This window comes from Tabrizicola sp. (assembly GCF_041911175.1).
In the GTDB taxonomy this organism is placed as follows: domain Bacteria; phylum Pseudomonadota; class Alphaproteobacteria; order Rhodobacterales; family Rhodobacteraceae; genus Tabrizicola.
In genome coordinates this window covers 15,115-27,745 of sequence record NZ_JAYRPN010000133.1, presented here as the reverse complement: position 1 = coordinate 27,745, position 12,631 = coordinate 15,115, and the positions used below count along the sequence as shown (strand labels likewise).

Genomic DNA, 12,631 nt, shown 5'->3' with positions numbered 1-12,631 from the left:
GTCAGGTCGGCGATGGTGATGTCCCCGGCTGACCTTCGCCCCGGAACCCGGCCCGAAAGCACGTCGCCAAGCTCCACACAATCGTCGCGCCGGATCAGCCCTGCGGCATGGGCATGGGCGAATTCGCCGTGGTCCAGCGATTGCGCCAGACTGTCGGCCACCCGCAGGTCCGCCCGGGCCACAAGCGCGGTTTCCAGCTCCTGCTTGCCGGGGCTGTCGGCGCCGATGGCGGTGACATGGCAGCCCGGACCCACCCAGTCGGACCGCACAAGCGCCGCGCTGGCCGGAGTGGCGGTCAGGATCACATCGGCGGCCCGGCAGGCGGCTTCCAGCTCGGGCGCGACCGAGGTGCCCGGCAGCCGCGCGACCAGCGCCGCCGCGCGGTCGGGGTTCCGTCCCCAGATCGCGACCTCGGCCCCCGGCGACAGGCATTGCAACGCCCGCGCCAGCCAGTAGGCCTGCGTGCCGCTGCCGACGATCAGGAAGCGCCGGGCGTCGGGGCGGCACAGCGCAAGGCTTGCCACCGCCCCGCCCAGCCCGGTGCGCAGGTCGGTGAGATAGCCTTCGTCGGCCAGCAGCGCCTGCATCTGCCCGGTCAGGGCCGAGAACACCAGCACCACCCCCGTGCTGGACGGCAGGCCCTTGGCCGGATTGTCGTAGAACCCCGCCGCGATCTTCACGGCGAAGACCGCATCCCCGGCGATATGGCCATACTTGATGTGGCAATCGCCATGCGCCGCCGGAAAGCCCAGATAGCCGACCGGGGGCAGGTTGGCGCGCCCGTCGCAGATCGCACGATAGGCGTCGCGCACCGCCTCGGCGGTTTCGGCATCGACCGAGACCAGGGCCTCGATCTGGGGTCGGGAAAGCTGGAGCATGGGGTCCTCAGGCAGCAAGGGCAAAGAGCGCGGCGCGGGCCAGAAGCTCGGCCCCCGGTGCGATGATGGCGTCGGCGAAGTCGTATTTCGGCTGGTGCAGCCCGGCTTCCGGCGCAAGCTCGCCATTGCCGAGGAAGGCATAGGCCCCCGGCAAGACACCCAGGAGTTCGCCGAAGTCGTCGCCCGCCATCACCGGCGGCGGGGCAGCGATCAGCGCCCGGCCCGCCGCCTGCCGCAGGATGTCGCGTTCGGGGCCGGTGTTCACCACCGGGCTGCAGGGGTTGGCGTCGAAGGCAAGGCTCCAGTCGCAGCCCGCCATCTGCGCCGCCGCCTCGGCCACCACCGCCACCCGCGCGCGCAGATGCGCCAGCGTCTCGGCCCGGAACGCCCGCAGCGTGCCGGTCAGCTCGGCCTCTTGCGGGATGATGTTCTGCGCATGGCCACCCCGGAAGCAGCCGACCGTGACCACCGCGGCCTCCATCGGATCGACCGAGCGGGCGACCGCCTGCTGGATCGCGACCATGAACTGCCCGCCCGCCAGCAGCGGATCGCCGGTCAGGTGCGGCATCGAGGCATGGCCGCCCGCCGCGCGGAACTGCAACGCGAATTCCGCCGTCCCCGCCATGACCGGCCCGTCATGCACCGCAACCGCGCCGACCGGCAGGCCTGGCCAGTTGTGCAACCCGAAGATCCGCTGCATCGGAAAGCGGTCCAGCAACCCGGCATCCAGCATCATCCGGGCGCCGCCATAGCGTTCTTCCGCGTGCTGAAAGACCAGATGGACCTGGCCCGCGACCCCCTGCCGCTGCAGGATCGTCGCCGCCCCGATCAGGATCGCCATATGCCCGTCATGGCCGCAGGCATGCATGACGCCGGGGGCCTGCGAGGCATGGGGCAGACCCGTCAGCTCGGTAATCGCCAGCGCATCCATGTCGGCGCGCAAGCCCACCGCCGGGCCCTCGCGCCCCACCGTCGCCACCAGCCCGTGCCCGCCGATCCCCGTGGCGACGGGCAGGCCAAGCTCCCGCAGCCGGTCGGCGACGAAGTCCGCCGTCCGCTCCTCGACGCAGGACAGCTCGGGGTGCCGGTGCAGATGGTGGCGCATTTCGACCAGTCGCTCGCACTCGCTTGCCGTCAGCATCGCACCCCCGATGGATTCTCTTGTCCAAGTTATACAGCGATGTATAGTTCCGGCAAGCCCAGCGAAAGCCACCATGCCCCTCGCCGCCTTCCACCCTGTCTGCGACGCCATCGCGCTGCTGCTGCAGCCCCAGGCCGAAGTCGTGCTGCACGATCTGGCGACCGAAACCGTCGCGCATATCGCCAACCCCTTCTCGCGCCGCGAGATCGGCGAGCCGTCCCTGCTGCACGAGATCGACTTTCGCCCCGATGTCGCGCTGATCGGCCCCTACGAGAAGGTCAATTTCGACGGTCGCCGGATCAAGTCGGTCAGCGCCGTGCTGCGCGACCGGGATGCGCGGGCCATCGGCGTCCTGTGCATCAATCTCGACGTGACCCAGCTGCAGGCGGCGGTCGATCTTCTTGCGGCCCTGACCCGCGTCCCCTCTGGTGCAGGGCAGCCTGCCGTGCTGTTCCAGGAAGACTGGCACGAACGGATCAACCAGTATGTCCATGCCTGGACCGCACGGAACCATGTCTCGATCACCGGTCTCAGCCGCGCGCAGAAGCGCCAGCTTGTCGGCGAGCTTGCCTCGGACGGCGCCTTCGGTGGCAAGCACGCGGCGGCCTATGTCTCGCGCGTGCTTCAGCTCAGCCGGGCGAGCGTCTACAACTACCTGCGCGCCGCCAGGGGTGCCGGGAACAGGGAAGGGTGACGGATGGAACTGCAGACCGGCTTGCGCAGCGGCACGATCACCAGTTTCGCCGGTGGGGGCCTTCGCGAGGCGGCCTGCGTGCTCTTTGTCGCGCAGTCCGACGATGGCTGGCTGGTCGTGACCGACCGCAGCCCGTTCCATCCGGTCAGCCTGTCCTGGCCCGACCAGCCGGGCGACCGGGGCTGGCTGATCCTGGCCGACGGGCGGCGGCTGGCTGTCCTGGACAGTTGCGAAGGGCTGGTCAACCGGCTCACCGGCCTGCTGGCAACCGGCGAGGCGGCGCGCGCGCTGAAACGCTTTGACCCCGACCTAGCCGCCGTGGTCCTGCATGTGGTCGAGGCCGCGCCCCTGGTGGGTGAGGCCGTGACGCTGGACGTCGATCCCCGGTTCCGCGAGGCCCTGTCGCTGCAGCACACCGGCGTCCACCTGGCGGCGCTGGCGCTGAACCGCTGCGCCGCGCCCTTCTGGACGAAAGACCCGCAGGACCCCGACGCCCTTGGCGCGCCGAACCTCGACAAGGCGGCCATCGCGCACAGCGGGATCGGGCCCGAGGGCTCGACCGACCGCTATCGCCTGGGCAAGTCGCTGCGGAAGAAAGGCTTCGACGCGGCGGGGTTCCTGGCCGACCTGCCGCGCCATGCGGCGACGATGAACGACACCCTGCGCCAGATGCTGCACGCCCCCGCCCCCGTGCGGATCACCCCCGGCGAAGGCCCCCTCGGCGACCGGCGCCTGTGGTCCACGACCCTTGACGGCGTCGTGGCTTCGATGCCCTGCGGCGGCACCCATGTCGCCGACCTTTCCGACCTGGCCGGGATCGAGGTCATGCTTGCCCCGACCGAGGACGGCTTCGTCCTGCACAGCCGCAGCAGCCCGGCGGCGCGAAAGTCTGTCTAGGCCGCGCGACGGTGCTTCAGATCTCGTGCCTGCGGATGTTGGCCAGCATCTTCTGCAGCGTGCCCACGAAGGCCCGGCGCTCTTCGGCAGGGATGCCCCGGAACATGCGGTCATGCGTCTCGGCCATCCGGGGCCACAGCGTCTCGAACCGCGCGCGGCCCGCTTCGGTGATATGCACCCGCGTCGCCCGGCTGTCGGAGGCATCGGTCTCGCGCCGGATCAGGCCGTCTCCGGCCAGCTGGTCCAGCGCGCGGGAGAGGGTCGATTGTTCCACCACCGCATAGACCGCAAGCTCGCGGATCAGCGGCCCCTCGATCACCGACAGCACGGCCAGCGCCCGCATCTTCGGCGTGGTCAGCCCCAGCCCGGCCATCTCGTCGCGCAGCAGCGCGTTGTAGCGCCCCATGATCCGGTTCATCAGATAGGGCGCATAGTTCGCCAGCCCGATCTCGCCCAGGCGCGGCAGCGCTCCGGGCGGGCGCTCCGGGGGCGACTGGTCGGTCATGCCCCCAGCCGTTTCGCCGCAAGGAAGCCCGACCCGCCGCCAAGGCCGGGGCCGGGATGGGTCGAAGCGCCGATGTGGAGGAAGCCACGCAGCAGGTTGGTGCCGTTGGTGGAATGGGGATAGGGCCGGAAGATGAAGAACTGGTCGATGGTGCAAAGCCCGCCATAGGGATCGCCGCCGACAAGGTTGACGTTCATCGCCTGCAGGTCCGCCGGGCTGTAGGCGCGCCGGGCCAGCTTGATGGCGTCGAAGTCCTTGATGTGGCGGCTGAGAATGGCTTCGATCCGGTCGGCGAAGGCCTCGCGGGTCGCTTCGGACCAGCTGCCATCGGTGGGGATCTGTCCCGCCGCGTCGCCCTTGACCACGCGTGGCGCGTCGGGGATCTGCAGCCAGAGGATCGCCTTGCCCTCGGGCACCCGCGACGGGTCCAGCCGGTGCGGCTGGCCGACGCAGATGGTTGGGGTGGCGGGCAGCATCCCCCGCTCCGCCTCGTTCGCGGATTTCGAGACGGAGTCGATCCCGTCCGCCAGATGGATCAGCGCCACCTCGTCCAGTCCCGGCGTAAGCCAGTCCGGCACCCGGTCCAGCGCATAGTGCAGCTGGAAATTCCCGCGCCCATGTCGGAATACCTGCGCCGCCGCCTTGTCCTCGGGCAGGTTCGCCTCACGCAACAGCCGCTCCTGCAACTGTCCCGGCGCGACCGAGGCGAGAACCGATCCGCAGGCGATTTCCTCACCACCGGCCAGAGCCACGCCTCTCACCTTGCCGTCGCGGACAAGGATGCGGTCCACATCCGCGCCGCAGCGGAGTTCGCCGCCCTTCGCCTCGATCAGCGCCCGGAACGCCGCCACGCCCGCCCCCGAGCCGCCTTTCACGATCGGCGCCCCCGCCGCCTCCAGCGCGAAGGCGATGACCTTGCCCATCTGGCCGGAATAGGTGCTTTCCGGCGTCAGCCCGCAATGCAGCACCCAGGGCGCGTACAGCGCCTGCACCGTGGGCGAAGTGTAGGTGGTTTCCAGCCAGCCGCGCGCCGGAACCAGCGCCCGCCCGAACCAGGCGGCCAGGCCCCGCAGGCCGCGCTTGCGGATCTGGCCCCAGAGCAGCCTCGCCGTCGACCAGGACCAGAGCGAGCCACCCAGCAGAGCGAACAGGAACGGCGCATCCGCCTCGACCCCGCCCACGTCGCGGGCATGGGCAGCGCCGTCGCCCGGCGCAAGCGCGTCGAAGGCGGCGACGTTCTTCGCCCGGTCGGTCGTCAGCACCAGCGCCTGCCCGTCGGGGCGCAGCACGGCGGTCGGGTGCGGGCTGTGGCAGTAGTCGAACCCATGCCGGGCAAGGTGTGGCCCAAGCGCGGCCCCGGCTGGCGAGGTCATGAACAGGACCCAGGTCGCCGCCATCACGTCATGGCGGAAGCCGGGCAGGGTGATCTCCTCGGTGCGAAGGCAGCCGCCCGGAACCGCCTCGCGTTCCAGCAGCAGGACGCGGTCGCCCTTCAGCGCCAGCATCGCGCCTGCGACCAGCGCGTTGATCCCGCTGCCGATGATGACGTGATCGGGCTGCATCCTGCTCTCCCCTTCAATCATCAAACACGCTAGACAGAATTAAATGTATTTGCAATTATCCCGTCGTTAATCCGGCGGGGGAGCATGGCCGACACCTTTGACGCAGTGCTGATCGGGGCGGGCCACAACACGCTTGCTGCCGCCCTTCATCTGGCCGCGAAGGGCTGGCGCGTCGGCGTGTTCGAACAGGCCGCCTCGGCGGGCGGGGCGGTCAAGACCGGCGAGTATACGCTGCCCGGCTTCCGGCACGACTGGGCGGCGATGAACCTGTCGCTCTTCGCGGGAAGCCCGTTTTTCAAGGCCTGCGGCGCGGAACTCGCCCGCCACGGCTGCGAGTTCGTGCCGGTGGACCGGCCCTTCGCCTCGTCCTTTCCCGATGGGAGATGGGCGGGCGTATCCACCGTGGGCGACGAGACCCTTGCGGCCTTCCGTGCGCTGTCCGAGGCCGACGCGCAGAGCTGGCAGGAGCTGACCAGCCGCTTCGGGGCCGAGGCACCGCACCTCTTCGGGCTTCTCGGCTCAAGGATGCGGATTCGTGCGCTTGCATATTTTGGGTTTAAAACACTGCGCGGCAAGGGTCTGGCTGGGTCGCTGGATTTCACCCGGTTCCTCTTGTCCTCGCCCCGCGCCTGGCTGGAGGAGACCTTCCGCCATCCCCATATCCGCGCGCTGCTCGGGGCCTGGGGGATGCACCTCGACTTCGCCCCCGATGTCGCGGGCGGGGCGATGTTCCCCTATCTGGAGGGGATGGCCGGTCAGGCCTTCGGCATGGCGATCGGCAAGGGCGGCGCGGATACCATCGTCAGGGCGCTGAGCGCCGCCATCACCGCGCGGGGCGGCACCGTCGAAACCGGCACCGCCGTCGCCCGCATCCTGCGCGAGGGGAACCGCGCCACCGGGATCGAGCTGGCGGATGGCCGCCGGATCACCGCGACGAAAGCCGTCATCGCGGGCACCTCGCCCAAGGGCTTGCGCAAGCTGACCGGCGACACCGCCCCCGCCTTCGACAAGGCGATGGACGGCTACCGCCACGCCCCCGGCACCATGATGATCCATCTGGCGATGGACGCGCTACCAGACTGGCGCGCGGGCGATCAGTTGAAACGCTTCGCCTATGTCCATCTCGCCCCCAGCCTGGACCAGATGGCGCGCACCTACCAGCAGGCGCTGGCCGGGCTGCTGCCGGACGAGCCGATCCTCGTCGTCGGCCAGCCCACCGTCTTCGACCCGTCCCGCGCGCCTGAAGGGAAACACGTCCTCTGGGTGCAGGTCCGCATGGCCCCTGGCACCATCGCGGGCGACGCCAGGGGAGAGATCGCCGCGACTGACTGGGCGCAGGCGGCGGAGCCCTTTGCGGAGCGGGCGCTCTCGATCCTGGAGGTCCATGCCCCCGGCGCCCGCGCGAAAATCCTCGCCCGCCGGATCGTGACGCCGGTGGAGCTGGAGGCCGACAACCCCAACCTCGTCGGCGGCGACCAGGTCTGCGGCAGCCACCACCTGTCGCAGCACTTCATCTTCCGCCCCGCGCGCGGCCATGCCGACGGCTCGACCCCGCTTGCCCACCTCCACCTCACCGGCGCCGCCGTCTGGCCGGGCGCGGGAACGGGTGCGGGACCCGGATTCCTTCTGGCGCGGAAACTCGCCGGAAACTGACGACCACGACCCAGAACAACCAACAGGGAACACGACCATGAACCTCAACCGCCGCAGCCTTCTGATGCTGTCAGCCGCCACGGTGGCCGCAGGCAGCTTCGGCCTGCCCAGCCTTGCCCAAGGGATCGACGAGCTGGTCATCGCCTACAACGTCAACCTGCCGTCCTGGGACCCGACCACCGGCCCCTCGGCGGTGAACCCCACCATCCAGGGCCTGTATCAGTCGGTCTTCGACCAGTTCATCCTGCAACAGCCCGACCTGAAACCCGCGCCCGGCCTGCTGACCGAATGGGGCTGGAACGAGGACCGGAGCAAGGTCCACATGACGGTGCGCGAGGGTGTCACCTGGCACGATGGCTCGCCCTTCACCGCCGAGGACGTGGCCTGGTCGCTGGAACGCGCCGCTAATCCGGAGACTGGCAACCCGATCAACTTCGTCTGGGGCACGCTGGCGAATTTCGTGGTCGACGGGAACACCGTCACGGCGGATGTGAAGCAGTTCGACCCGACGATCTTCAAGTGGATGTATTTCCTCACCGGCTATGTCCTGCCGAAGGCCTACTACGAGAAGGTCGGCGCCGAAGGCTTCGAGGCCGCCCCCATCGGCACCGGCCCCTATATGGTCGAGAAGTTCGAGCGCAACGCCTTCGTCCGGCTGAAGGCGAACGCGAATTACTGGGGCGGCAAGCCCGATTTCGACACGGTGACGATCAAGTTCGTCCCCGACGCCGCCGCAAGGGTGGCCGAGGTGGAATCCGGCAACAGCCACGTCACGCTGGAAATGCCCTATGAGGAATACGACCGCCTGAAGGGCGGGCCGTTGGCGGGGGTTGCCACGCCGATCAGCGACATCGGGATGATCTTCCTGAACGATATCGACGTCATGCTGGACCCCAACGTCCGCAAGGCCGCCGCCATGTCGATCGACAAGCAGGCGATCATCGACCGGCTCCTGTCGGGTTACGGCGTCAAGATCGACACGCTGCAGACCCCGGAATACGAGGCCTACGACCCCTCGATCACCGTGCCCTATGACCCGGAAGGCGCGGCGAAACTGCTGGAGGCGTCCGGCTATTCGGTCGACAAGCCGGTCAAGTTCAAGATCCAGACCACCAAGGGCTTCAAGCCCAAGGATTACGAGATGGTGCAGGCCATCGTCGGGTTGTGGCGCAAGGTGGGGATCGAGGCCGAGATCGAGGTCTACGAGATCGCCAAGCATTACGAGCTGCGCGCCGCCGACCAGCTGGCTCCGGCGGCCTTCTACAACTGGGGCAACTCGGTGGGCGACCCGACCACCTCGACCGGCTTCGCGATGTTCGGCCCCTCGCCGCATTCCGTGTGGGATGGGCAGGACCTGATCGACATGATCGGTCCCCTGTGGGGCGAGGCGGACGAGGCGAAGCGGATCGCAGGCTGGAAGGCGGTGGACAAGTACATCGCCGAAAACGCGCTGGTGATCCCGCTCTTGCAATATGTCCAGCCGATCCTGCATGCGCCGGGTGTAGTGGTGACGCCGCATGCCAGCGGCGCGCTGTTGCCGCATCTGATGAAGCGGGCGTAAGGTCGCGCTTGCGGAACCCCCGGGGGGCTTTGCGCCCCCCGGACCCCCGCAGGATATTTGAAGACAGAAAATGAAGGGGCACAGGTCCCCTGCCGGTGCCCATGCCGTTCCTGCGCATCCTCCTTTTGCGACTGATGACCACCGCCATCACCCTGGCCGGGGTGGCGGTGATCGTGTTCTTCGTCATCCGTGTGGTGCCGGGGAATCCCATCGCCATGATGCTGCCCCCCGGCGCGACCGAGGCGGACATCGCCCGGCTCTCGGCGCTTTACGGGTTGGACAAACCCCTGATCACCCAGTTCGGCATCTGGGTTGCGGGCGTGGTGCAGGGCGACTTCGGCACCTCGATCACCACGCGCCAGCCGGTCTTGGACCTGGTGCTGGGCCGGTTGCCCGCGACGCTGGAGCTGTCGATCATGGCGCTGGTCATGGCCTGCCTCCTCGGTGGGGCCGCCGCGCTGACCGGAACCCGCTATCGCGGCGGGCGGACGGAAGGCGCCATCGACGTGGCGAACGGCATGGCGCTGTCGGTGCCGGATTTCCTGTGGGGGTTGGTGCTGATCCTGCTGTTCGGGGTGCTGGTGCCGGTCTTCCACATCTCGGGCCGGGTCACGCCCTCGCTGGACCTGCCCTTCGCCACCAACTTCTACCTGTTCGAAAGCCTGCTCCGCCTCCGCTTCGACCTCTGGGCCGACATCGTGGCGCATATGTTCATGCCCGCGCTGGCCCTGGCGATCCCGCTGGCGGCGATCATCGGGCAGCTGTTGAAGCAGTCGCTGAAAGAGACGATGAACCTCGACTACGTCACCCTCGCCCGCACCAAGGGCTATGGCGAGAGCCGGGTCATCCTGCGCGAGGCCTTGCGCAACGCTGCATTGCCGACGCTGACGCTGGTGGGGGTGCAGTTCACCTTCCTGATCGGCGGGACGGTGATCATCGAGCGGCTCTTCTCCTACGAAGGCCTCGGCAACATGGCCATCGACGCGGTGATCAACCGTGACCTGCCGCTGATCCAGGGCATCGTGATCCTGTTCGCGGTGATCTTCACCGCCGTGAACCTGATCGTCGACCTCCTTTACACCGTGCTGAACCCGAGGCTGCGGCATGGCTGAGGCGAAACCCATCGACGGGCGCTCGCTGATCCGCCGCCGCGCGGGCCTCAGGCTCTGGCTGTCCGCCGGGTGGTTGACGCTCCTCTGCGCCGTGGCCCTCCTCGCCCCCTGGATCGCGCCGAAGGACCCGCTGGCGCAGGACCTGTTCCTCGGTCGCCTGCCGCCGTTCTGGGTGCAGGGTGCCGAGCCGGGCTACTGGCTCGGCACCGACTCCTTGGGTCGCGACGTCCTCAGCCGCATCATCCACGGCGCGCGGGTGGCCTTGGCCGTGGCGCTGGTCGCGGGGACGATCACCTGCCTCGTCGGCGCGACCCTGGGCCTGATGGCGGGGTTCCTGCGCGGCTGGGTCGACATGGTGATCAGCCGCCTGATCGACATCTGGATGGCCTTCCCGCCGGTCCTGTTCTCGATCCTCCTCATCGCCGTCCTCGGCCCCGGCCTCTGGTCGATCATCATCGCCATCGTCGTCATCGACTGGACCCGCTTCGCCCGCGTCGTCCGCGCCGAGGCGATGGCGCAGGGCGCGATGGACTATGTCGCCTCCGCCCGCGTCGCCGGGCGGGGGCGGCTGGGGACGATGGTAAGGGAAATCCTGCCGAACGTGCTGCCAACCATCGTGGTCCTGCTGACGCTGGAAATGGGCATCAGTGTCATCGTCGAGGCGATTCTGAGTTTCGTGAACCTCTCCATCTCCACCGACGATCCCACCTGGGGCGGCATGATCGCCGAGGGGCGGACCTCCGTCCATCAGGCCTGGTGGGTGCTGGTCTTCCCGCTGATCACCCTCTTCCTCACCGTCCTCTCCTTCTCCCAGCTTGGCGAAGGCCTGAAGGACCGCTTCGACCCGGTGCTGCGATGAGCTTCCTGTCCATCCGCAATCTCTCCGTCCGGCTGAAGAAGGGCCCGCCCCTCCTCCGCCGCGTCTCGCTGGACGTAGCGGCGGGAGAGGTCCGCGGGCTGGTCGGCGAATCCGGCGCGGGCAAGTCGATGATCGGCAAGGCGGTCTTGGGCATCCTGCCGCCTTCGGTCGAGGTGACGGAGGGGGAAATCCTGCTGGACGGGGTGGACCTGCTGAAGCTGCCACCCGCGCAGCGCAGGAAACGCATCGGCGCGATGGCCGCGCTGATCCCGCAGGACCCGCTGACGGCCTTGAACCCCAGCCACCGGATCGGCCCGCAGATCACCGACCGGCTGGTCGACATCCTCGGCTGGACCCGCGCCGACGCCGAGGCCCGCGCCCGCGCGCTGCTGGCCGAGGTGCAGATCCCCGACCCCGACCGCGTCCTGCGCTCCTACCCGCACGAGCTGTCGGGCGGCATGCGCCAGCGCATCCTGATCGCCAGCGCCTTCGCCGCCGAGCCGAAGCTGATCGTGGCCGACGAGCCCACCACGGCGCTGGATGTGACGGTGCAGAAGCAGATATTGAAACTGATCGCCGGGATGCAGGCCCGCCACGGCACGGCGCTGCTGTTCGTGACGCACGATCTTGGTGTCGTCTCCAAGGTCTGCCAGAAACTCTCGGTCCTCTACGCCGGGATGGTGGTCGAGGATACTTCGGTCGCCGATTTCTTCGCCGCCCCGCGCCATGCCTATTCCGCTGCCCTTCTCGCCGCGACGCCGAAATACACCGACCCTTCCGCCGGGCTGCAACCCGTCCCCGAGGCGGTCATCGCCGCCGTGCAGGCCGAGGTCGCCGCCTTCGACCGGGGTGCCGCACATGGCTGATCTCTACACCGTCCAGAACCTGCGCCTGTCGCTTTCCGACATGACCGCCAAGCCGCTGATGGGCGCGGCGCCGCTGATCGACATCCTGCATGGGCTGAGCTTCACCATCCCGAAAGGCGCCGTGGTGGGGATCGTCGGCGGCTCCGGCTCCGGCAAGTCGACGCTGGGCCGGGCGCTGGTGCGGCTCCTCGAACCCTCGGGCGGCCAGATCCGCTTCGACGGCACTGACATCACCCATCTGCCGGAGCGCGACCTGCGTCCGCTGCGGCGGCGCTTCCAGATGATCTTCCAGGACCCGATGTCCTCCCTCAACCCGCGCCACCGCGTCGGCACCATCATCGCGGAACCCCTGCGCCTGCATGGCTTCGACGCCATCCCCGACCGCGTGACCCGGGCACTGGACCAGGTCGGCCTGGCCCGCGCCTTCGCCACGCGCTACCCGCACGAGCTGTCCGGCGGCCAGCGCCAGCGCGTCGGCATCGCCCGCGCCATCGCTCTGGAGCCCGATTTCATCCTGGCCGACGAGATCGTCTCTGGCCTCGATGTCTCCTCCCAGGCGCAGGTGCTGAACCTGCTGGAACGCCTTGTCCGCGAGCTTGGCCTGACGCTGGCCTTCATCAGCCACGATCTTTCGATCATCCGCCGCCTGTGCCAGCGGACCATCGTCCTCTACCGCGGCGAGATCGTCGAGGACCGGCCCACCGCCGGGCTTTTCGCCGACCCGCAGGCCGCCTACACGCGCGAACTTCTGGACGCGATCCCCCTGCCCGATCCCGCCCAGGCCTGGGCCTAACGCAGCGCGCCCGCACCTTCGCCGCCCGGACGCGGAACCTGCCCTGTCCCGTGACCTCGCGCCTCAGGCCGCAGGCCTGCAGCAGGTCGAGATTGCGCAGCACCGCCGCC

The 12,631-nt window shown here is 68.9% G+C and carries 12 protein-coding genes; 8 read left to right on the top strand and 4 right to left on the bottom strand.

Annotated elements, in window-relative coordinates:
• Positions 1 to 878 (bottom strand): ornithine cyclodeaminase family protein (locus ACE3P6_RS18750; protein WP_374397961.1); only part of this gene is annotated, 878 nt, incomplete at its 3' end.
• Between the two features lie 7 nt (positions 879 to 885).
• Positions 886 to 1,983: a M20 family metallopeptidase gene (locus ACE3P6_RS18745; RefSeq protein ID WP_374397960.1), complete on the bottom strand. Its 1,098-nt coding sequence runs from the start codon at positions 1,981 to 1,983 to the stop codon at positions 886 to 888.
• A gap of 109 nt (positions 1,984 to 2,092) precedes the next feature.
• On the opposite strand from ACE3P6_RS18745, the gene ACE3P6_RS18740 reads away from it, so the two are divergent.
• The gene (locus ACE3P6_RS18740; RefSeq protein WP_374397959.1) at positions 2,093 to 2,713 is read left to right on the top strand and encodes a transcriptional regulator; all 621 of its coding nucleotides are present in this window, start codon (positions 2,093 to 2,095) and stop codon (positions 2,711 to 2,713) included.
• A gap of 3 nt (positions 2,714 to 2,716) precedes the next feature.
• Positions 2,717 to 3,610, top strand: a complete 894-nt coding sequence (locus ACE3P6_RS18735; protein WP_374397958.1) for a hypothetical protein — start codon at positions 2,717 to 2,719, stop codon at positions 3,608 to 3,610.
• 16 nt (positions 3,611 to 3,626) lie between these two features.
• Here the strand turns inward: ACE3P6_RS18735 and ACE3P6_RS18730 are convergent, their stop codons facing one another.
• A complete protein-coding gene (locus tag ACE3P6_RS18730) occupies positions 3,627 to 4,115 on the bottom strand; it encodes a MarR family winged helix-turn-helix transcriptional regulator (RefSeq protein WP_374397957.1) in 489 nt (162 codons plus the stop codon).
• Positions 4,112 to 5,677 carry a phytoene desaturase family protein gene (locus tag ACE3P6_RS18725; protein ID WP_374397956.1) on the bottom strand — a complete coding sequence of 522 codons (1,566 nt, stop codon included), beginning with the start codon at positions 5,675 to 5,677 and terminating at the stop codon, positions 4,112 to 4,114. The genes ACE3P6_RS18730 and ACE3P6_RS18725 overlap by 4 nt, the downstream gene beginning before the upstream one ends.
• Positions 5,678 to 5,761: 84 nt before the next feature.
• Here ACE3P6_RS18725 and ACE3P6_RS18720 point away from each other — a divergent pair, with 84 nt between their 5' ends.
• The 6 genes from ACE3P6_RS18720 to ACE3P6_RS18695 all read left to right on the top strand — a co-directional run bounded on the left by ACE3P6_RS18720 (position 5,762) and on the right by ACE3P6_RS18695 (position 12,521).
• Positions 5,762 to 7,330: a phytoene desaturase family protein gene (locus tag ACE3P6_RS18720; RefSeq protein ID WP_374397955.1), complete on the top strand. Its 1,569-nt coding sequence runs from the start codon at positions 5,762 to 5,764 to the stop codon at positions 7,328 to 7,330.
• Positions 7,331 to 7,367: 37 nt separating this feature from the next.
• Positions 7,368 to 8,891: an ABC transporter substrate-binding protein gene (locus tag ACE3P6_RS18715; RefSeq protein ID WP_374397954.1), complete on the top strand. Its 1,524-nt coding sequence runs from the start codon at positions 7,368 to 7,370 to the stop codon at positions 8,889 to 8,891.
• A 101-nt stretch (positions 8,892 to 8,992) separates the two neighbouring features.
• On the top strand, positions 8,993 to 10,003 hold the full coding sequence (locus tag ACE3P6_RS18710) for an ABC transporter permease (protein ID WP_374397953.1): 1,011 nt from the start codon (positions 8,993 to 8,995) through the stop codon (positions 10,001 to 10,003).
• Positions 9,996 to 10,862 (top strand): ABC transporter permease, encoded by an 867-nt coding sequence (locus tag ACE3P6_RS18705; RefSeq protein ID WP_374397952.1) that lies wholly within the window; start codon positions 9,996 to 9,998, stop codon positions 10,860 to 10,862. Before ACE3P6_RS18710 ends, ACE3P6_RS18705 begins: the two co-directional genes overlap by 8 nt.
• A complete protein-coding gene (locus ACE3P6_RS18700) occupies positions 10,859 to 11,728 on the top strand; it encodes an ABC transporter ATP-binding protein (RefSeq protein WP_374397951.1) in 870 nt (289 codons plus the stop codon). The genes ACE3P6_RS18705 and ACE3P6_RS18700 overlap by 4 nt, the downstream gene beginning before the upstream one ends.
• Positions 11,721 to 12,521: an ATP-binding cassette domain-containing protein gene (locus ACE3P6_RS18695; RefSeq protein WP_374397950.1), complete on the top strand. Its 801-nt coding sequence runs from the start codon at positions 11,721 to 11,723 to the stop codon at positions 12,519 to 12,521. The genes ACE3P6_RS18700 and ACE3P6_RS18695 overlap by 8 nt, the downstream gene beginning before the upstream one ends.
• Positions 12,522 to 12,631 lie beyond the last annotated feature (110 nt).